The sequence below is a fragment of the Endozoicomonas elysicola genome (assembly GCF_000710775.1).
In the GTDB taxonomy this organism is placed as follows: Bacteria; Pseudomonadota; Gammaproteobacteria; order Pseudomonadales; family Endozoicomonadaceae; genus Endozoicomonas; species Endozoicomonas elysicola.
On sequence record NZ_JOJP01000001.1, the window covers coordinates 3,806,782 to 3,826,042 of the forward strand.

The window sequence follows — 19,261 nt, forward strand, 5'->3', positions numbered from 1 at the left end:
AGTGATTATTTTATGAATAATAAGGCAGTCATCGTTAAGCCGGACGATGACTGCCTTATCTGAAACAGGCAATAGTAATACCCATACAACCGAGAGAATAACGACAATGACGACTGAGTATCTGATACCGGTAAATTACGTCGTTCCGTTGCTCAAGGTAGCAGCGGAAAAAGGCTGTGACGTCCAGAAACTGGCCGTTGAAAACCAGCTTGAGCTGCAAACCGATGATGATTCGCTCACCCTTTCCAGTGATGTCACACCGGATACTTTCCGAAAACTTTACCTGACGGTCTCCCAGTTACTGGAAAGTGAAGTTAACAAATACAGCCATCACGAAATGTCGTCCGGCGCTCTGGAAGCCATGTGCTATGCCCTGGTAGAGTGCAATACTCTTCGCGACGCCTTTAATGTTGCCAGTGAATTCCTTTCCGGACGCAGTACCTTTGGTGGTACTTTACCTGAGGAGCTTCCTCTCTACGAATTTTCTAATGATGGTTCCAGCATTCGCATGCTTCACGCCGGTTACCACGGACTGGAAAGTCACGAAATCAACTCCTCACGACAGCTGCGTATGGTCTATAGCCTGGCGCTTTGGCATCGCTTCTGCTGCTGGCTTACCGGCCAATACCTTGAAGTGCACTCCGTCAGCCTGATGGGCCCCGCTATGCTGAATCTGATGGATTACCGTTTCCATTTTGAGTGTCCAATTCAGTTCAAGCAGGCTGAAAATTTTATTCAGATTAATGCCAGTGCCCTGGATGCCCCTGTTGTACAAACACCTGAAAGCCTGAAGAAGCTGTTAAGCGCTGGGCCATTTGCCCTGTTTAACATAGAGGCGATTCAAGACAGCCATAGCCTGGCGCCTAAAATGCGTTCATTACTGGGCGGTGAGGAGAACGGTGATATACCAAAACTCAGCGAAGTTGCCGAGATGATTGATATCCCCGTGAGAACCCTTCGACGACACCTGGTCAAAGAAGGTTCTTCCTATCAGCAGGTAAAAGATGAATACCGTCGTGATATTGCCATTAAATACCTTAGCCAGTCCGATATCAGCATTACTGCCGCCGCACTGCTAATGGGCTTTGAAGAGCTGAGTGCATTTCACCGATCTTTCAAGAAATGGACGGGGATTACGCCAGGAGAGTTTCGGCGCAGGAACAACATAGATACAACCAAAAGTCATGGAAACTGTTAACTCCCCATAGATACCTGTCATCATTTATTGATCAAGATTTTCTCTAAAACAGTGCCAGGCTGACAACCAGGCACCTTCAACCCTTCCACCAGCACACCAGGCACCAATGACAGCAAGCCGCTGATGCTCATCCAGAAGATAAGGTTTATCAAATGTTACTGGCTTGATATTGGCAAAGCGCCAGTAATGTCGATATTCAGCACTTTTATCAAGCTCGGTATCCATTATCTTCTCAAGCCAATCCAAACCTGTCTGACCTATATCCAGTAACGTTTCTTTACCCTGCTGTTCAGACCACTCAGGTGAGAAATGCAACATCCAGACATCATCAACATCCGGAGCTTTGATAAAACTAGGTCGACTGGATAACCGGGAAACCCAGCGAACAGTGTCATCACCAAAAATACCCTGCACACCCTCTGGAACTTCCCCCCGGGTAGCAATACCTAAAGCCCAACAGGGTTGATGGACGGCCTCAGGTACATCAGTCATCACATCAGAACAGTTTTCCAGAAGGGCACGGCTTTGCTCAGCAGGACTACTGACAATCAACCAGTCGAAACCCGAAAATACGTCTCCATCGGAAGAGACCAGACGCCAACCTTCCCTGAGCTTTTCGACCGCCGATATAGCACATTGAAAATTAACCGTAAGCCCATTACTCAAACAATAAACCAGCTGATTCATCAACGGGGAACCGGTGTAACGCACCGTTTCATCCGGTGAAGGTGTTAACTTTCCCTGTTCAACACAATGAGGTGAAAAATCCCAGACCTGAACGGCAGAAGCTTGCCGCCAGAGCTCTACCTGTTTCTGAAAATCCGGGTCTCTGGCAGTAAAGTACTGGGCACCAATATCAAGCTTACCCCATGATGTTCGTCGATTGGCTAACCGCCCACCTAACCCACGGCTTTTTTCAAAAACCGCTACTTGATGGCCTGCCCTGGTTAGCTGGCAGGCAGATGTTATCCCGGCAAGTCCGGCTCCAATCAGTGCAACCTTCATGGTTTTGCCCCGTAATTAATCATTCAGCGCTCAAGAAAAAACTAATTATATGTTTTCTAACATTATTTTTTATCTGGCAAGCGGGTTGCTTAAATAACTGTACAAACGGTAATCCACTTGTACGTGGTTACCGTAAAGGTAGATGTTATCAGAATAAATGATTATGGGTAGATTCAGAGAAACCTCTGGCTTTAGCTGAATCGTAAACCTTATGTGGAAACCTCCAGGCGTTCAGAAAAATGTAATCTTTAAAGTTTATTCTGATTAATACGATATAAGGACTCCACTCTTTACGACTGAGTCTAACTACGCTCCTCATAAGAAAAGCAATAAAGAGTGTTTATGTATTTCACTGCAAAAGGAATTGCAACTATGAAAAAGCACCTTTTTCTTCTGCCAGGCTTAAATACCGCCAAAGAGCTCTCTGATCTGCTGGAAAATTCTGGCATCGATCACGATCGAATTCACATCGCCCACGAGGATCACACCCGCGCCATGAAATATCATTTAAACGACCTTAATTTTCTGGAAGAGACTGACACCATACACAGCGGGGAGCGTGGTTTCATGATCGGCATTGTTCTAGCCGCAGTGACCGGATTCTTTACTTATAATTTATTGGATGGCCATCCTGCCGGAGGTATTGGAACCGTGTTCGCTTGTCTGATTGCCTTGGGCTTTCCTACCTGGCTTGGCGGAATGATCGGCGCATCAAGCGACAATTATCGTCTGCAACCTTATCACGATCACATTCAGCAAGGCGGTGCTGTTGTAATGGTTGATATCAACAACCCAATTGAAAAAGAACGATTGAATGAAACCATTAAACACTATGCACCTGCAAGAGCTGCCGGCACCACCAGCGGTTTTGATAACCCTTTTTCAGGTCAGTTAATTCCAAGAAAGCACTTGAGCTAGTAACAACTATCCAACTGGTTAACTGTCCACCACAACGGAGAAGGCAAATGACCATTAAAGAATTAAAAAAAACCTTTAAACAAAGCCAGATTCCTGTCCAGCTACTTAGTCAGGAAGGCGATATTTACCTCTGTCAGGTCGATGGAAAACATCTGCTGAGGAATAACGATGCCTCGCCAGCTATTTTTCACAGCATTGGCGAAGCAAAAGAGACCTTGGGTCACCACATCGCTCCACATCTACAGCTGGTTTATTCCGAAGCTTACGATGAAATGTTTCATCCTGAAGACAAGAACCAGTGATAAGTCAGGCTCTGTTGATATTAGCGCCCAAGCTCAGTGGCTCAAAGTGATATCCACAAAGCCTGAGGCTTCGTGCCTTAAATCGGCTCAATCATAAAACAACCGTTTTAGCGTAAACTTCACGATCCATATCAACCACTTCAACCGTAAGCGAAACATTTTCCAAGCTGAAGCGTTCAAGGCATTTCAACAGGCCACTTGATAGAAGCCGTTTCTGCTCGCGGTTCCGCCCAGAGAGAATACGGGCTGTCACATGGATAAACCTCATCCCACTTTCAATACCCGCAGTTACACGATAATGGTCGTAGGGGATTGCCCGAACTTTGATTGCCGCCTCTTCAAACAGCTCAGAACTGACCGCCCCCAGATAGACACTTTCCATCAAGTCTTCAGGGCTGACAGTCAACTCGAGGGGTCTGGAATATTCAATGACACAGTGCGGCAAGCAGAAACCTCCATAAAATGATTCTTTTATAAACTCAGGGGGCAGGATTACTTTTGTTTAGAAGCCCAGATCGCCAGCTTATGTTTCATCGTTACCTGAGAAACCTGATCCTCCGGCAAAGGCTGAATGAGCTTATCATGTACCAGGAGCCTGTATATATATTCAATTTTCTCATTAGAAGAGTCCGTCGCTTCAAACTCAACAACCCCCCGCTGCTCACCATATTTCATACCATATTCGATGGCTTTCTTTACCAGCTCTTTCTCATTTTTCAGTTTCTTCATCGAAGCCTCATTTGATCGAGTCATTCATAACCATCAGTCTTACTCTGTTTATATACCATTACGGACAAGATGGCCTGTATTATGTGTGTACCCGTCGCCTTTCAAGTTGCTACTTTGTTGGCTGCGCTTGCTCACACCGATCACATACTCTTTGTAAGCTCACGGGGCTTCGTTCACTTGCCGCCGCGCAGCAACTTGAAATCCTTTGGGTATTTAGAGGATTAACGTCATCAGTCATGGTACAAAATAATATGATCAATGGTGTATTTCTGGATGCCGGCACCCTGGGACCAGACCTGGATCTTTCACCAATGCGTAAACTGCCCATCAACTGGCAGTTTCACGACTTCACTGCACCAGAGCAAACCGTTGAGCGATGTCAGAGCGCTCAGGTCGTTATTACCAACAAAGTGGTGTTAGACGCTCATACCCTGTCCCATCTGAATAACCTGAAACTCATCTGCATTGCCGCCACCGGCATGAACAATGTGGACCTGAAGGCAGCAGAGCAACAGGGGATCGAAGTTAAAAACGTGGTGGGCTATGCCGGGAGCAGTGTTGCCCAGCTGGTATTCAACGTATTGCTGGAACTAACGACCCATGCCAGCCAATACAACCAGTTGGTGAGTACTGGCAAATGGAGCGAAAGCCAATCATTCTGCCTGTTTGATTACCCGATGATAGAACTCACCGGAAAAACCATGGGTTTAATTGGCTACGGTAATCTGGCGAAATCCGTTGAACACCTGGCAAAAGCCTTCGGTATGCAGGTAGTGATTGCTGAACAGAAAGGTGCTGGAACAATCCGACCCGGTCGTGCTCCCTTTGAGCAGGTTCTCAAAGAAGCGGATGCTATCAGTATTCACTGCCCACTGACGGATGGGACGCGAGACCTCTTTACCGCGAGTGAGTTCAAACAAATGAAATCATCCGCCCTCATTATTAACACTGCCCGTGGTGGCATTATTAATGAGCTGGATTTGATTGATGCATTGAATCGTAGGGAGATTGCCGGTGCTGCGGTAGATGTCATCACCACAGAGCCACCTGACAGAGACTACCCGCTGATTGTCAATAAACCAGACAACCTGATCATTACCCCCCATATCGCCTGGGCAACACTGGAAGCAAGGACTCGCCTGCTACAACTGTTAGTCAGTAACATTACCCAAAGCCTGTTCTGAGCAACCTACTTACATCGGAATAACTGCCTGCAAACGCAGGCGGTTGCGTTAAGCACTCAGCCATATGGAATCGAATATTTCTGGTTTATTGAACAGATAGTCTGCAAGGCGCAAAGGCGGGAGCATAGCCGTAGCTATGTGACCAGAGTTGCAACGCAGCAGAGTGCCTGAGCAATGAGTCAGAGCATATGATTTCATATGACTGGGTACTTATAACCACCTCGGTGAACCATTACCCCTCCCTGACAAAATAGCTATTGACTAAAAACCGGGTATCCCTTTAGATAGGCGCATGTTCCCGAAATGAGTTAATAACTAATGGACGTTTTGATCGGCCTTCTTTCTCAAAGGCTCATAAAAACAATGTATAAAGACGACACGGATTACTTAACAAGTGATACCCGTTCACAGGAAAAGCAACGCGAGCGTCTTCTTCGAAAAAGACTTCGCAGATAGCAAAAACTATTACCCGAGCAGATAACAGTCGCTGACTGTTGTTAAGTTTGCATCGTTGGGGAGTAGTCACCCACCTTAGTAGTGGAACCATTATCGTCAGTACGGAGCAATCCCGGTAATGGTGAGCCTTACACGCTTTGACGAGACCAGCACATTACCCATTGATCAGGGTGTCGCATTGCGCACGCTGTGACAGGAGCTGTACCGTGCTGAACAACACATGGCCTATTATTGGCTTTAATATCTTTGTGCTGGCCATGCTGGCCTTAGACCTTTATCTTCACCGCGATAACAAAGAAGTCTCACTGCGTCATGCCCTTGGCTGGAGTGCATTCTGGGTCGGTTGTGCCATCATCTTTAATCTGATTGTCTATTTTTTCTGGGAAACCATTAACCCGGGAAGCCTGTTGACCAATCAGGAAGCCGCCCTAGCCTTTACCACCGGTTATCTGATCGAAAAGTCTCTGAGCATCGACAACCTGTTTGTTTTTGCCATGATCTTCAGCGCCTTTGCTGTTCCCCGGGCTTATCAACACAAAGTACTGTTCTATGGCGTTATTGGCGCGCTGGTTATGCGCGGCATTATGATTGTTGTGGGCAGCGCTCTGATTGCCAAATACCATTGGTTACTCTATGTGTTTGGGGTTCTGCTCATTCTGAGTGCCCTCAAAATGGCGTTCTTCAAACCATCCCAGGATATTGGTGATAACCGTTTGATTCGATCTTTGTCCAGCCGCCTGCCCATGACCGATGATTTCCGGGGGGCCGCTTTCTGGGTACGGGAGAACGGTCGCCTGTTGGCAACTCCCTTGCTACTGGTAGTCATAGTAGTAGAGCTCAGTGACCTGATGTTTGCCATTGACTCTATACCGGCCATCTTTGCCGTTACCACCGATCCCTTTCTGGTGTATACCGCTAACGTTATGGCCCTGCTGGGTTTAAGATCGCTGTTCTTTGTCCTCGAAAGTCTAATGGAGCGCTTTAAATATCTACACTATGGACTGGCAGGCATGCTGGGTTTCGTGGGTATAAAAATGCTCCTGCTGGACACTGTCTGGTCAATTCCGACACCTGTATCTCTTATGGTCATTGTCTGTGCACTGACTATTTCCATTGTCTACTCGCTCTATCGCCAGCCAAAGACTATGCCCGTTATAGCTTTGCCACAAATGATGGCGCCAATACACGGAAAGAGTGCTCACTAACCCCAATCACCTGACAGTTCTCTCTTGCGGACAGGTTCTGTTGACAGCCTTATGTCAACAGAACCAATAGTTATTAAAAAATCTAGAATTGAACCCATTTCCTGCAGCGGGTGTCTATTATTAGATGACCTCGTCAAGGAGAACCCCATGTTCAGATTTGCACTCCCCCTGATAATGGCCGTTAGCTCTACAATCCTCTTTGCCTGCCCTGATCATAAAAAAGAATACGATGGCAAGCTTAAGGCAGACATTGTCAAAGCACAGGGAGTCACCGATGATGGCAGCCCCATGCACTATCCAAAAACCAAAAAACCCATGGTCAAGACGCTGAAAATCACCATACCCAGCGGTGGTGAAACAGGTTGGCATTACCACCCCTACCCGGGGTACGGCTATACCATCTCCGGCACCATGGAAGTAACCCTCAAGGACGGCCAGAAAAACCGTTATGAAGCGGAAGAAGCCATTTATGAAGTGGTGAACACGGCACACAATGGTCGCTGCATCAGTAAAACACCCTGTGACCTGATTGTTACGTTTACCGGGGTTGAAAATGAGCCAATAACGGTGATGCTCCCTCAGAAAAAACAGTAAATGATTAGTAAAACCCGAAGGCGCACACCTCAATGTGCGTTCTACCATCGCTTATTTCCAAAAACGCTATTCCATCGGGTTTACAAATAAGGTACAAGTTCCTTATGAGAACCCCGAAACGAATACAGCCCCTGGTTGATGAAGGTCTGGTGGATGAAGTACTCCGCCAGCTAATGAGTGGTAAAGAAGCCGATGTCTATGTGGTACGCTGCGGATCCGAGATCCGTTGTGCCAAAGTGTATAAAGAAGCCGCCAAGCGCAGCTTCAAGAAAGCCGTCCAATATCAGGAAGGTCGTAAAGAGCGTAACAGCCGAAGGCAACGCGCCATCGAGAAAGGCTCAAAGTTTGGCCGTAAACAGCAGGAAGAAACCTGGCAGAATGCCGAGGTAGATGCCCTGTTCCGGTTGGCACGAGCCGGCGTAAGAGTCCCTAAGCCTTACATCTGTCTGGATGGCGTACTGCTGATGGAACTGGTGACGGATGATGATGGTCAAGTCGCTCCTCGACTGGGCGAAGTCACCATGTCTGCTGAACAGGCCAGAGAAGACCATGCCATCGTCATGCATTACGTGATGCTGATGCTTTGCGCCGGTCTGATTCATGGTGACCTGTCGGAATTCAATGTGCTCGTCGATGAGTACGGCCCGGTAATCATCGATCTGCCACAGGCCGTGGATGCATCTGCCAACAACAATGCACGCGCAATGTTGACCAGAGATATCCAGAACATCACGGACTACTACGCCCAGTTCGCGCCAGACTTGCAGAATAACCGGTATGCCAAAGAGATGTGGTCCCTTTATGAAGAGGGTGAGCTGACGCCAGAGACTGAATTGACCGGACACTTCGAGGAGGTTGAAAAATCAGCGGATGTTGATTCAGTCATGGCAGAAATCAAGGCCGCTCTGGCCGAAGAGCAGCAACGACAGGAACGTCTGAGAGAATCAGACAATCCTGATGTCTGATAGGGAGTGAATTGATTAAAAGCCTGGACTTCCGGGCTTTTTCTTTTTCCATCGTATTTCTGTCTGTACTCGCTATAAAAAGCCGAAGCTCTTAAGCTTATTAAACTTAAGAATATCCAACATACAAAGCAATCATAAAATTAACAAAGAAATCTGATGACTTTTTTAAACATTATTTTTTAGTCAAAATTGAAACTAGTAACAAGAAAAATTATTCATTAATTATATTTAAAAAATAAAACAAGAACCATTCAAACCACCCAGCATTTCCTTCTGGGCAGCAAATATGGCAAGCCATCCAGAATTTTAAGACCGTTTATTAATCATTAAAACATCAACAACGATCAATTAAATAACATCAACAATATACTTTACCCTGAGCAGTTAGAGTAGCCACTACATCAACCAGCTTCTGGACGACTAAGAAATCCACTGCAATACTCATCCAAATAACTAGGGTAAAAGGTGCGATGGCAGAATGCTGATTATTTTTCATAAGAATAAAAATGGGTAATCACACTACTGAAAACCCCCTATCAAATGAGGTCACTTTAAAATTCGGTAACTGCCGTATCGAGCATGGATTTTCACAATTAATTCATTGATACACTGGAGAGTTGCTATGGACTCCAACATGATGTCTGTGACATTCATTCCAATGACTGCTGACCTCTCTAAAGAGGTAGGTGAGAGGTTAACCAATCCAGAAAAAAATCAAAAACCGCCAATAAAACCCGTTCAACTACCCAAAACAGAGGGTCTGTCATCAGATAACAGACCGGTAACCATTGAAAAGCCGTGGTATCAAAGGCAAACAGCAAGATGTCAGTCAATCACTGCCTGGGATGTTTTCAAGTACACCAAAGTCGTTGTCATAACCGGGAGTGCAGTGATAGGTCCCGCTCTGATAAAGGAATTTACCGGCCTGAACGTGGATATTTCCGGGACTACTGCAGCCACTACAAGTGCAGCTCTAATTTATGATGCTCTTTTTTTAAAATTTGCTGACCGGCTTATCAGAGCATGCAGGCCACAAAAAGAAGTGGTTGATGCAACAGTTGAAGAGCAAGACCCCCTAATTCAGCAGATTCCATCTCCAAAGCAAATACCCAACCAAGAAGCCCCCCTTCTTGATGACAAGGAAAACCCCGAATACAAGAGTTTGATGTCTGAGCCATCTATGTTGAGGGCAATGGAAAAACTTGAGATAGAGCCTTTATCCGATAATCCACTACAGAAACTTTATATGCATTTATGGAAAACATTTCATGATAAGACACCAATTGTCTGTGGAAGTGATGATAACACTGTTACGCGCACCTTTTCTGACAACCCTGATGAAGAAGCAGCTACCAAGAAGCCAGTAAGGTCCGCCCCCTCTATTACTTTCGAAGAAAGTACCAGCACTCATGAGCTTGAAGAAACAACTTCAGACAAGGTGCCCAGCTATTTGCTAGAAGCCTATAATCTTTGCCAATTATATAAGTCACTCCACGTGCGTAAGGAAAAAGAAGCTCCACTGGCAGAGTTTGAAGACGTTCTTGAAATAGTACCACCACATGACAGGGATTCTTCTGAAAATAAGGAAACAGTATTGAAAACCACTACTGTTTAATCAATTATTGAATTACAAATTTAAAGTCATAAAACTACTTATACCTTATAGTAACCATGACTTGGTCAATATTTTCCAAATGATTCAAAGGGTATACTGTATAATCAGGTTCTGGTTACTTTAATCGGTAATTTTTACTTTTTCTTTTAATCAAGTTCCAGATAGTGGACGCTGAACAGTACTTCCTCATCCACCCAACTATTAACTACCCGAAAACCTGCACTGGCCACCAGCGTAGAAAAACTGTCTACTGTATATTTATAAGAGCTTTCGGTATGAATGGATTCATTCTTGCCAAAAGTAATGGTTTCACCATCAATACTGACGCTATGATCCCGCTGACTGACCAAGTGCATTTCAATACGCTGTTCATTGGAATTGTAAAATGCGTGGTGTTCAAAATTAGCCAGATCAAAATCAGCCTCAGCTAATTGATTAATGTTATTCAGTGCGTTCAGATTAAACTGCGCGGTTATCCCTTCCCTGTCATTATAGGCAGCATTCAGCAGCGCTTCTGGTTTATGCAAATCGATCCCGATTAATACTCCACCGCTTCCATTCAGGAAAATTTTCAACTTTTCAAGAAAGTCCAGGGCATCTTCAGGTTGCATATTGCCAAACGTTGACCCCGGATAGAACACCAGTCGTTTACCTTCCGGTATTTTCTCTGGTATCCAGCCTGGTTGGGAAAAGTCAGCACATACCGCATGAATATCGAGCCAAGGAAATTGTCCCCCCAGCTTAATGGCCGATTCCAGTAAAAAATCCCCTGCAATATCCATCGGTACATAAGCCCTTGGACGCAGGCTATCCAGCAGGATACGAACTTTTTCACTGCTGCCACTGCCGGGCTCCATTATAATAGTCTCAGTACCACAGTGATCGGCGATTGACTGGGCGTTGTCTTTCAATATCTTCCGCTCAATTCGGGTCGGATAATATTCCGGCAGCTGAGTGATCTTTTCAAATAGTACTGAGCCATGATGATCGTAAAAAAACTTTGGGTTCAGCATTTTCTGTGGGCGTAAAAAGCCTTCCAGAATCTCTTTTTTGTCATTGTAGACCGGTTGATGGTTTTCAAAATTAACATTATCGATCTCCATAATGGCAGGTTCAGACATAAGTGTTTCCTTTTGAATGCAAATAAAAAAACTTGTGAGATGGCAATAACGGGGCTATTAACTGATTAAATACATCTTGCCAGGCGAAGTCCGGAGAACTGCCAACGGTCACGAGGATAGAAAAAATTTCGGTAGGTTGGCCTGAGATGGTTCGCTGGGCTAACGCAGGAGCCACCGCGTAATACCCATTGATTGCACATGAACTTGCCATTGTATTCGCCAATCGCCCCAGCGCCCACCTTGAAGCCGGGGTATGGACGATACGCACTGGATGTCCACTGCCAGCAGCTGTCATAGAGTTGTTTTAGCTGGGCTGAATGAATGTTATTTTCAGCGGGAATGGGCTGAAATATTTGTCCAGAAATAGACTCTCCCTGTCCTTGCTGAACTGCAGCAAACTCCCACTCGGCTTCTGTAGGTAACCTGGCCCTGGCCCAGCAAGCATAAGCATCCGCTTCATAAGCACTTAGGTGACACACTGGCTGTTCGGGTGATCTGGATTGTTCTCCATAGAGTGTAAACTCCATTAGACAACCTTCATCTTCGAGCCAGTAAAGCGGTTGACGCCATTGCTCCCGCTGTACCTCAGCCCAGCCATCAGACAGCCAGAACTCGGGACGATGATAGCCGCCATCGTCAATGAAAACCTGAAATTCCGCATTGGTAACCAATCGATCTGAGAGCTCGAAAGGTTCGATATATACCTGATGAGCAGGGCTTTCATTATCAAAAGAGAATGATTCACTGTCTTGATCAGCCCCCAAATGAAACAAACCACCCTGGTATTGAACCCATTGCGAACCCCGTAAAAGATCAGCCTCACCTTGATAACTGGTATTCTTGATGGATGAATAGCCGGGATAGAGTGGGTTTTTCGAGAGAGAATACTTCAGGTCCGTTAAGAAAAGCTCCTGATGTTGTTTTTCATGCTGTATGCCCAGCTGTACTCGCCTAGAAACCTCTTTCCTTTCCGAGTAGTGTTCATGAAAGGCGACTTTCAGTAATGCGTGCATCGCCTGATCAACATGATGCCGATACTTCATGACTTCATTGACCGTAGGTCTTGATAACAAGCCCCGTTGAGGCCTTGAATACTGCTTGCCAATCGCATTGTAATAGGAGTTAAAGAGCACTTCATAAGCGGTATGAAATACTGTGTACTCTTTACAAAAGGGCTTCAACAGAAAGGTTTCAAAAAACCAGGAGGTATGAGCCAAATGCCATTTCGGAGGGCTGGTAAATGCAGCTGCCTGCAAACCATAATCCTCAATTTCCAGAGGTCTGCACAGATCAACCGACTGCTGACGAGTCTTGCTGAACTGCTCCAATAATCCATTGTCTTCAGTGGCTGAATGAATATCTGCATCATTATTGAGACTGATTAACGCTTCCACCGAAGGCATAGGTGTCTCCTTTGTGGTGCTGATAGAGCTTCATGGCAAACGTCATAAGTTATCGATAAGACCGGATGAGATTTGCCATATGCAGAAGAAGAGTGATGTTCAAAAATTCAGATGATTGTTAAGGTAAGATTATGACGATCAAAAATAGCATATAGATTGTCTAGCAGTGTCTATTAGTCACTTTTTATCTATAAACAGAGATTTTTATAAAAATAATTATAAACAAACACATAACCATTGATTCACAAAAAGATACTATGCGTCTTCTTTTAGCCACTCTTGCTCCTTCTATTTTGATATTTATACTGACGGCCTGTTCAGAGTCAAACAATGCTACAAGTGATCGTCAGGTTGTAGTGATAAAACCACTGACTACCGATGATCAATCGACAAATGATCAACATTTTTCTTTCAAAATAAATTCAGAACCAGGGCGTTTTTTTAACGTTCTCAGCACTACCGACAACAATGGTTACAGCAACTTTCAGGTTGAATATGATAGTATCACTGTTTATGAGGATACAGACCGACATCTGAGCCCAGTTGCTATATGCTATGAACCCAGTTTTCAAAAGCCTGCTCTACTTTATACCGGTGTAATGGAAGGCGTAGGCGTAAACTTTTTAAACATGGTCATTCCCGGTGAATCCAGCGGATCAACAGAGGCCTTTCCACTTGATGCCTCTGATCTACCCGTTTCATGTGTAAATGGCCAATACTCAGATCTTTTGCAAATTCCTGAAAATGAGCCTTTAGAGCTATGCACTTGTGATATCAGTCGACTCGTAGACAGTATGAGAAGAGAACAGCAGCTCCGACAGCTTTTACCAGAACAGATAGAAATATCGTATACACCACAACTCATTAGCGGTAACGAAAAGGCGCTGACATTCGAAAAAGCGCTTCTTCCCATACAAGGAGATAGGCTGGCATTTGAAGAATTGCTAACAACATTACAACTGGCTGATAGCGACCTGAAAATTGAGTGGATTAATAAACCGTCGGGCAGTTTTGTGAATATTATTACCCTCAACCGCCCACTCTATCATCAGGCGTCATACAGTTTTATAAGTAATGCAAAAGGAAACTGGTTTCTGTTGCAGTATATGACCGACTCTTCGAAAGGCTTTAATACCATCAAACATGTCGAAGGGAGCAGGGAGGGGTTTATTGTTGATATGTGCCTGAAATCCTGCAACTGGTGGGGGGACTACGGTGAGGTTAAAATTGATACTCTCCGCCAGACGCTATCTCTGAAAGCTATTACTGATGGTTAGTCAAAAACCTTGTGCGCAGAAAATATTTACTCTAGCTTTATATTCAGCCGCTAATTCATAGCAGGCCATGGACGATAAAAATAAAGTCAGTAACAAAATCCAAAGGACGGAACATGATCATCAGAATTGCTACTACAATGACCCTTATTGCCGGATTAGCTATCAGTGCGGCATCAGCTATCGCCAATGAAAAAAGAGTAACCGGAGGTGATAACGCCTACTACATTTCAGAGCACTCTGGGCAAACTTTCAGCTCAGTCGATTTTTCCTGGCCTGAAAGTCAATTCAAAGGCGGTGATGGCTACAATGGTCCGGTAGAAAGCAAAGCTTTTAAAGCTTATGTTATTCATGAAGAGAAAAAAGGTGGTGATAATCAATAGCTGATCAAAACTCTTGAAAAAAACCCTCTATTGAGGGTTTTTTTTTATTATGCAGGCACAAGGTGCCCATCTTCCAAACGTAATGCCCTATCCATCTGCCGGGCAAAATCCATATCATGAGTCACCACTATAAAGCTGGTTGTCAGTTTTTGACTGAGAGACTCCATCAGTTCATGAATTTTGCTGGCTGTATGAGGGTCAAGGTTACCCGTTGGCTCATCCATTAGCACAAGGTCCGGCTTGGCAACCAACGCACGGGCAATAGCAACCCTTTGACGCTCTCCACCGGATAACTCCGCCGGTTTGTGAGACATTCTTTTCGATAAACCAACCATGCCAAGCATTTTCTCTGCTCGATTTCTTGCCTGCCGAACGGAAACCTCTTTGCGCAACAGCAACGGCATAGCAACATTTTCCAGGGCCGTAAATTCTGGCAACAAGTGATGGAACTGGTACACAAAGCCAAGATGGCGATTCCGTAGCTCACCCTGCTGATGTTCCGAGACATTCATCAATTGATGACCACAGAGAAGAACCTCACCCTTTGAAGGACGATCAAGACCTGCTAACAGTTGCAGCAACGTTGTTTTACCAGAACCGGAGGATCCAACAATAGCCACTCTTTCTGAAGGCATTACCAGAAGATCAATCCCTTTCAGGACTTCCAGCTTTTCCGGACCTTCCGAAAACTCTTTGGTAATTTTCCGACATTCAAGGACGACTTTCTTCACGACCGGCCGTGTTTCAAGATTATTCATAACGCAGGGCCTCCGCAGGCTGGGTTCTTGAAGCACGCCATGCGGGATAAAGGGTTGCCAGGAAACTCATCAGTAGACCAGATACACTGATCACCATAATGTCCTGCCACATTAATTCTGAAGGCAGATAACTGATAAAATAAACATCAGGGCTCAAGAAGTGAATCCCCAGAAACTTCTCCAAAGCACTGACAATTTCAGAAACATTCAATGCACCGATAATGCCCAGCGCAACCCCCAGGAGTGTGCCAATCACGCCGATGAGAGATCCCTGAACCATAAAGATACCCATGATCATTTTTGGGCTGGCACCAAAGGTTCTGAGAATGGCAATATCGCCTTGCTTGTCTGTCACCACCATCACTAATGTAGAGACAATGTTAAAGGCAGCAACCGCAACAATCAGGGTTAACAGAAGTCCGACCATGGTCTTTTCCATCTGGATGGCCTGAAACAAACGGCCATGAGTGCGAGTCCAGTCCTGAACGTAATAGCGGCCAGGCAAAGTAACGGCAACATCCCAGGCCAGTTTTGGCGCAGCAAAAAGATCATCCATTTTCAGGCGAATACCGGTGACACCTTCAGGTACCCTGAGAAACCGAGCCAGATCTTCCCGGTGGGCATAAGCCAGATTACCATCCACATCAGCACCAACAGAGAAAGTGCCCACGACGGTAAAGCGTTTAAGGCGAGGCAAAACACCGGCAAGATTAACACTCGCTTCCGGGAGCACCATGGTCACTTTATCACCCACAGAAACCCCTAGATAGTTGGCCAGGATCTCCCCGAGTAAAATACCGAATTCACCGGGCTTCAAGTCTTCAAGAGCGCCCTGTTTCATATGATCGGTGATGATCGATACTTTTTTCTCATACCCAGGGTCAACACCATAAACCAGTGTTCCACGAACCTGATCACCATTGGTCAGCATCCCCTGGGCATCGACAAAAGGAGCTGCTGCTTCAATACCCTCTTTTTCAGGAATAGTCGTCACCAGTTCTTCCCAGTCTTCAATACCTCCGCCAGCTGCTGTAATCGTGGCATGAGGAACCATACCCAGCACTCTCTGCTTGAGTTCACGGTCAAAGCCGTTCATCACTGACAACACAATAATCAGGACGGAAACCCCCAGCGTCAGTCCCACCATGGACGTACCGGAGATGAAGGAAATAAAGTGATTCCTTCGTTTAGCGCGGGTATAGCGCAAACCTATAAAAAGAGGTAATGGTCTAAACATTTATGCTGCCAGTTCTGCCTGTTTCCCAGCTGCAATGTGCAAAAGAGAACACGCTGTGCCTGTATCAGTAGGGACAAGATGCCTATTATGCCATAAAGGCTGCCGAATCCTGTTGAATTTTCCTGCCCTTTGCATCTATTTCTGCCAACTGCCTGACAACATGAGCAAAATGACCGTCTGTACCTTTCCTATCCGGCCAGACCTGAGATACATTAACCTGTTTTTGAATGAATATTCGTTTGTAAGAGTACATTGTATGCTGATATTTCCCAATGGAGCTATCAGCACAGGGATAAGGCAAATTCACAAATGACCAGAATACTTTTGATCTTTTTATCAGTAGCCCTGATTACCATTAGCTTGCCCTTTACTGCCAAAGTATCTGCCAATAACGATTCGTCTCAAGAAATCCAGCACTTTGATGGCACTATCGTAGTGCCCGTGGGTAGCCAGTCCAACCAGCTACGCCACTCCCAAGCCTTGCCGGAATACGGGCAAACCATGGATGACGTCAAAAAACTGCTGGGCACTGCCAGCCAGACAGATACGATTGGTGAACCTGCAATTACCCGCTGGTATTACCCAGATCAAAGACTGACCGTTTACTTTGAAGGTGAACGAGTATTGAGATCAGTGATTCATAACACGCCATAATTTATAAAAGCTTCTTACGAAACTGCCCCGGCGGCATCCCAAAGTAACGTTGAAAAGCTTCATAGAAGCGACTGAGAGAGCTAAAACCACAAGCATAACCAATATCCGCAATGGGCCGTTCACTGTCCATAAGCAACAGCTGAGCCTTTTGCAAACGTTGAAACTGCAGATACTGCTTAATGGATACCCCCATCACGCTGGTAAAAAGGTTCGTCGTATAATTCTTATGTAAGCCAAGGTGGGCAGCGACATCCGCCGTTGAAATGGGCCGGTGCAGGTTTTCTCCGATAAAGTGAATCATGGTGGAAACATGATGAGCACCTTTTAGTCGAGCGCTGCCAAAGTTAGCGGACATTTGATCCGTTACTGATGGTGATTCCTCAAACTGTACTCCGGGAAAAAAGCTCTCGGGGTGATCCCATCCCTGAAGGCTAATCTTTTTCAACAGCAATGCAAGCTCACCAAGGATAATCTCCTTCAGCTCCGGATGATCACTCTTAAAATCCTCATACCATCGGCTCAACCTCATGACCAGATAATCATGATCCGATTTCGCCAGAGCAATAAATCCAGCCATCACTTCCTGCCTGAGTTGCTCCGTCAATGGCCACTGAAGAAACTCGGGTAGCGGTATATAGAGGTTATAGAGTATGCCTTCCCCCTGTTTTTTTTCCCCAAGAGCCACCAGTCGATGTGGCGTATTAGCCCAGAAGATTGCCAGCCGGTTTTCAGGAATGTGCTGCTCCCGCCCATTGACAATATAAGTAGCTGAGCACCCGAGTAGATAGTTCAACTCTACATGGCCATGAACATGACCACTGTCCATAATATAGGGTGCCCGGTTTTCGATATAGAAGATGTCACCCTGAATATCGGAAATTGACCCAGGCATGGGTACCACGCCTTCGGTTTCTCTACCCTGCCTGACTGGCAATAGTTGACGACTGCCCACAAATATTGACCCTTATCAAAACGCCCAATAATGATACCTGTTGCTTCTGCATAAATCTTTGTTTTCGGGAAAAATGGATAAAAAACCGTAAAAGAAACACCTCTTATACCGCTCTTAAAATGATCGAAAGCAATAAATCAACAGGCATCTTAAAAATGCCTGAAACAGCCATGAGCTGAACATGCAACTCTCCCCTCCTGGGCATGAAAATGGCTAGGAGCCTGATAGAGCTGAATTTTCAGAACAAAGAGGTAGACTATGAGTATCCTGATAACCGGAGGCGCTGGCTACATTGGCAGCCACACCTGCCTGGAATTACTGAATGCAGGTTATGACGTAGTAGTGGTCGATAACCTGTGCAACAGCCATAAAACGTCTCTGCACAGGGTTGAAAGCCTGACGGGAAAACAGCCTGCTTTTTATCCCGTTGACATCCGTGACACCGATGCGCTTCGCACCGTATTTTCTGAACACTCAATAGAAGCGGTTATTCACTTTGCCGGGTTAAAAGCGGTGGGCGAGTCCACCCGGATACCGCTGGCTTATTTTGATAATAATGTCAGCGGTACGGTAAAACTGCTGGAAGTCATGGAAGAGTTCGACGTTCGTCACCTGGTCTTCAGTTCATCAGCAACTGTGTACGGCGATCCCCATGAAGTCCCCATTAAAGAAGACTTCCCAGTTGGTAAGGTTACCAACCCATACGGGCGCAGCAAATTCATGGTGGAAGAGATTCTTCAGGATACCGCTGCTTCAGACCAGCGCTGGAATTTCAGCATCCTTCGTTACTTCAACCCGGTTGGTGCCCATGAGTCTGGCATGATTGGAGAAGACCCCAGCGGTATCCCCAACAATCTGATGCCTTATATTGCCCAAGTTGCCGTTGGCAAGCTGGAGCAACTGAACGTGTTTGGCAATGACTACCCCACTCACGATGGTAGTGGTGTACGTGACTATATCCATGTGGTGGATCTGGCGCTTGGTCATCTCGCAGCACTGAAAACTCACTGGACTGATCATGGAGTCCACATATACAACCTGGGGACAGGCAAAGGCAGCAGTGTATTAGACATGCTTCATGCCTTTGAAAAAGCCTGCGACAAACAGCTCCCCTATCAAATCCAGCCCCGCCGTCCCGGCGATATTGCCCAGTGTTACGCCGATCCTGCCTATGCAGAAGAAAAGTTGGGTTGGAAAGCCACCCGCACCGTTGAAGATATGACCAGAGATACCTGGCGCTGGCAGTCAGAAAACCCAAACGGCTTTAATAAATAACATTTTCTCTATTTGAAACAGGCAATAATAACG

20 protein-coding genes are annotated in these 19,261 nt (G+C 45.7%); 12 read left to right on the forward strand and 8 right to left on the reverse strand.

The genetic code is table 11. The annotated features are described in order from the left end of the window. Nucleotides 1–106: 106 nt before the first annotated feature. A complete protein-coding gene (locus tag GV64_RS16105) occupies nt 107–1,198 on the forward strand; it encodes a helix-turn-helix domain-containing protein (RefSeq protein ID WP_020583915.1) in 1,092 nt (363 codons plus the stop codon). A 24-nt stretch (nt 1,199–1,222) separates the two neighbouring features. Here the strand turns inward: GV64_RS16105 and GV64_RS16110 are convergent, their stop codons facing one another. After that, entirely contained in the window at nt 1,223–2,203 is a 981-nt protein-coding gene (locus tag GV64_RS16110; RefSeq protein ID WP_020583914.1) for an NAD(P)/FAD-dependent oxidoreductase, read from the reverse strand. A 372-nt stretch (nt 2,204–2,575) separates the two neighbouring features. Between GV64_RS16110 and GV64_RS16115 the strand changes: the two genes are divergently transcribed. Further along, complete coding sequence (locus GV64_RS16115) at nt 2,576–3,121, forward strand: hypothetical protein (RefSeq protein WP_020583913.1); 546 nt, start codon at nt 2,576–2,578, stop codon at nt 3,119–3,121. A gap of 47 nt (nt 3,122–3,168) precedes the next feature. After that, nucleotides 3,169–3,423 carry a DUF6482 family protein gene (locus GV64_RS16120; protein ID WP_020583912.1) on the forward strand — a complete coding sequence of 85 codons (255 nt, stop codon included), beginning with the start codon at nt 3,169–3,171 and terminating at the stop codon, nt 3,421–3,423. A gap of 91 nt (nt 3,424–3,514) precedes the next feature. Here the strand turns inward: GV64_RS16120 and GV64_RS16125 are convergent, their stop codons facing one another. Together GV64_RS16125 and GV64_RS16130 are read right to left on the reverse strand one after the other, a co-directional pair. Next, complete coding sequence (locus GV64_RS16125; RefSeq protein ID WP_020583911.1) at nt 3,515–3,868, reverse strand: 5-carboxymethyl-2-hydroxymuconate Delta-isomerase; 354 nt, start codon at nt 3,866–3,868, stop codon at nt 3,515–3,517. A gap of 47 nt (nt 3,869–3,915) precedes the next feature. Next, complete coding sequence (locus GV64_RS16130) at nt 3,916–4,152, reverse strand: DUF5062 family protein (RefSeq protein WP_020583910.1); 237 nt, start codon at nt 4,150–4,152, stop codon at nt 3,916–3,918. Between the two features lie 236 nt (nt 4,153–4,388). Here GV64_RS16130 and GV64_RS16135 point away from each other — a divergent pair, with 236 nt between their 5' ends. From GV64_RS16135 to GV64_RS16155, 5 genes are all read left to right on the forward strand, one after another. Continuing rightward, nucleotides 4,389–5,336 (forward strand): D-2-hydroxyacid dehydrogenase, encoded by a 948-nt coding sequence (locus GV64_RS16135; protein ID WP_020583909.1) that lies wholly within the window; start codon nt 4,389–4,391, stop codon nt 5,334–5,336. Nucleotides 5,337–5,998: 662 nt separating this feature from the next. Next, the gene (locus GV64_RS16140) at nt 5,999–6,997 is read left to right on the forward strand and encodes a TerC family protein (RefSeq protein ID WP_020583908.1); all 999 of its coding nucleotides are present in this window, start codon (nt 5,999–6,001) and stop codon (nt 6,995–6,997) included. Between the two features lie 147 nt (nt 6,998–7,144). Then, entirely contained in the window at nt 7,145–7,591 is a 447-nt protein-coding gene (locus tag GV64_RS16145) for a cupin domain-containing protein (RefSeq protein WP_020583907.1), read from the forward strand. Between the two features lie 104 nt (nt 7,592–7,695). Continuing rightward, nucleotides 7,696–8,556 (forward strand): PA4780 family RIO1-like protein kinase, encoded by an 861-nt coding sequence (locus GV64_RS16150; protein ID WP_020583906.1) that lies wholly within the window; start codon nt 7,696–7,698, stop codon nt 8,554–8,556. A gap of 622 nt (nt 8,557–9,178) precedes the next feature. Beyond that, nucleotides 9,179–10,171, forward strand: coding sequence for a hypothetical protein (locus GV64_RS16155; protein ID WP_020583905.1), 993 nt, complete (start codon nt 9,179–9,181; stop codon nt 10,169–10,171). A 146-nt stretch (nt 10,172–10,317) separates the two neighbouring features. On the opposite strand, the gene egtD is transcribed toward GV64_RS16155, so the two are convergent. Then, complete coding sequence (egtD, locus tag GV64_RS16160) at nt 10,318–11,292, reverse strand: L-histidine N(alpha)-methyltransferase (RefSeq protein WP_020583904.1); 975 nt, start codon at nt 11,290–11,292, stop codon at nt 10,318–10,320. 65 nt (nt 11,293–11,357) lie between these two features. Next, nucleotides 11,358–12,695, reverse strand: coding sequence for an ergothioneine biosynthesis protein EgtB (gene egtB, locus GV64_RS16165; RefSeq protein ID WP_020583903.1), 1,338 nt, complete (start codon nt 12,693–12,695; stop codon nt 11,358–11,360). A gap of 257 nt (nt 12,696–12,952) precedes the next feature. Between egtB and GV64_RS16170 the strand changes: the two genes are divergently transcribed. Further along, nucleotides 12,953–13,972 (forward strand): hypothetical protein, encoded by a 1,020-nt coding sequence (locus GV64_RS16170; protein ID WP_020583902.1) that lies wholly within the window; start codon nt 12,953–12,955, stop codon nt 13,970–13,972. Nucleotides 13,973–14,085: 113 nt separating this feature from the next. Further along, nucleotides 14,086–14,352, forward strand: a complete 267-nt coding sequence (locus GV64_RS16175) for a hypothetical protein (protein WP_020583901.1) — start codon at nt 14,086–14,088, stop codon at nt 14,350–14,352. Between the two features lie 47 nt (nt 14,353–14,399). Here the strand turns inward: GV64_RS16175 and lolD are convergent, their stop codons facing one another. Together lolD and GV64_RS16185 are read right to left on the reverse strand one after the other, a co-directional pair. After that, entirely contained in the window at nt 14,400–15,110 is a 711-nt protein-coding gene (gene lolD, locus GV64_RS16180) for a lipoprotein-releasing ABC transporter ATP-binding protein LolD (protein ID WP_020583900.1), read from the reverse strand. Beyond that, nucleotides 15,103–16,347: a lipoprotein-releasing ABC transporter permease subunit gene (locus tag GV64_RS16185; protein WP_026258460.1), complete on the reverse strand. Its 1,245-nt coding sequence runs from the start codon at nt 16,345–16,347 to the stop codon at nt 15,103–15,105. The genes lolD and GV64_RS16185 overlap by 8 nt, the downstream gene beginning before the upstream one ends. A 309-nt stretch (nt 16,348–16,656) precedes the next feature. Here GV64_RS16185 and GV64_RS16195 point away from each other — a divergent pair, with 309 nt between their 5' ends. Beyond that, nucleotides 16,657–17,001, forward strand: a complete 345-nt coding sequence (locus GV64_RS16195; RefSeq protein ID WP_020583897.1) for a hypothetical protein — start codon at nt 16,657–16,659, stop codon at nt 16,999–17,001. 1 nt (nt 17,002) lies between these two features. Here GV64_RS16195 and GV64_RS16200 read toward each other — a convergent pair whose 3' ends face one another. Further along, nucleotides 17,003–17,953, reverse strand: a complete 951-nt coding sequence (locus GV64_RS16200) for a helix-turn-helix domain-containing protein (protein ID WP_152554091.1) — start codon at nt 17,951–17,953, stop codon at nt 17,003–17,005. A gap of 258 nt (nt 17,954–18,211) precedes the next feature. Between GV64_RS16200 and galE the strand changes: the two genes are divergently transcribed. Further along, nucleotides 18,212–19,228: a UDP-glucose 4-epimerase GalE gene (gene galE, locus GV64_RS16205; RefSeq protein WP_020583895.1), complete on the forward strand. Its 1,017-nt coding sequence runs from the start codon at nt 18,212–18,214 to the stop codon at nt 19,226–19,228. Nucleotides 19,229–19,261 lie beyond the last annotated feature (33 nt).

Excerpts from the sequence above, each read along its gene's own strand:
- GV64_RS16185 (WP_026258460.1), bottom strand. The coding sequence starts at position 16,347 with ATGTTTAGACCATTACCTCTTTTTATAGGTTTGCGCTATACCCGCGCT.
- galE (WP_020583895.1), top strand. The coding sequence starts at position 18,212 with ATGAGTATCCTGATAACCGGAGGCGCTGGCTACATTGGCAGCCACACC.
- GV64_RS16155 (WP_020583905.1), top strand. The coding sequence starts at position 9,179 with ATGGACTCCAACATGATGTCTGTGACATTCATTCCAATGACTGCTGAC.
- GV64_RS16115 (WP_020583913.1), top strand. The coding sequence starts at position 2,576 with ATGAAAAAGCACCTTTTTCTTCTGCCAGGCTTAAATACCGCCAAAGAG.
- GV64_RS16105 (WP_020583915.1), top strand. The coding sequence starts at position 107 with ATGACGACTGAGTATCTGATACCGGTAAATTACGTCGTTCCGTTGCTC.
- GV64_RS16150 (WP_020583906.1), top strand. The coding sequence starts at position 7,696 with ATGAGAACCCCGAAACGAATACAGCCCCTGGTTGATGAAGGTCTGGTG.
- egtB (WP_020583903.1), bottom strand. The coding sequence starts at position 12,695 with ATGCCTTCGGTGGAAGCGTTAATCAGTCTCAATAATGATGCAGATATT.
- lolD (WP_020583900.1), bottom strand. The coding sequence starts at position 15,110 with ATGAATAATCTTGAAACACGGCCGGTCGTGAAGAAAGTCGTCCTTGAA.
- GV64_RS16170 (WP_020583902.1), top strand. The coding sequence starts at position 12,953 with ATGCGTCTTCTTTTAGCCACTCTTGCTCCTTCTATTTTGATATTTATA.
- GV64_RS16120 (WP_020583912.1), top strand. The coding sequence starts at position 3,169 with ATGACCATTAAAGAATTAAAAAAAACCTTTAAACAAAGCCAGATTCCT.
- GV64_RS16110 (WP_020583914.1), bottom strand. The coding sequence starts at position 2,203 with ATGAAGGTTGCACTGATTGGAGCCGGACTTGCCGGGATAACATCTGCC.
- GV64_RS16175 (WP_020583901.1), top strand. The coding sequence starts at position 14,086 with ATGATCATCAGAATTGCTACTACAATGACCCTTATTGCCGGATTAGCT.
- GV64_RS16195 (WP_020583897.1), top strand. The coding sequence starts at position 16,657 with ATGACCAGAATACTTTTGATCTTTTTATCAGTAGCCCTGATTACCATT.
- GV64_RS16130 (WP_020583910.1), bottom strand. The coding sequence starts at position 4,152 with ATGAAGAAACTGAAAAATGAGAAAGAGCTGGTAAAGAAAGCCATCGAA.
- egtD (WP_020583904.1), bottom strand. The coding sequence starts at position 11,292 with ATGTCTGAACCTGCCATTATGGAGATCGATAATGTTAATTTTGAAAAC.
- GV64_RS16145 (WP_020583907.1), top strand. The coding sequence starts at position 7,145 with ATGTTCAGATTTGCACTCCCCCTGATAATGGCCGTTAGCTCTACAATC.
- GV64_RS16135 (WP_020583909.1), top strand. The coding sequence starts at position 4,389 with ATGGTACAAAATAATATGATCAATGGTGTATTTCTGGATGCCGGCACC.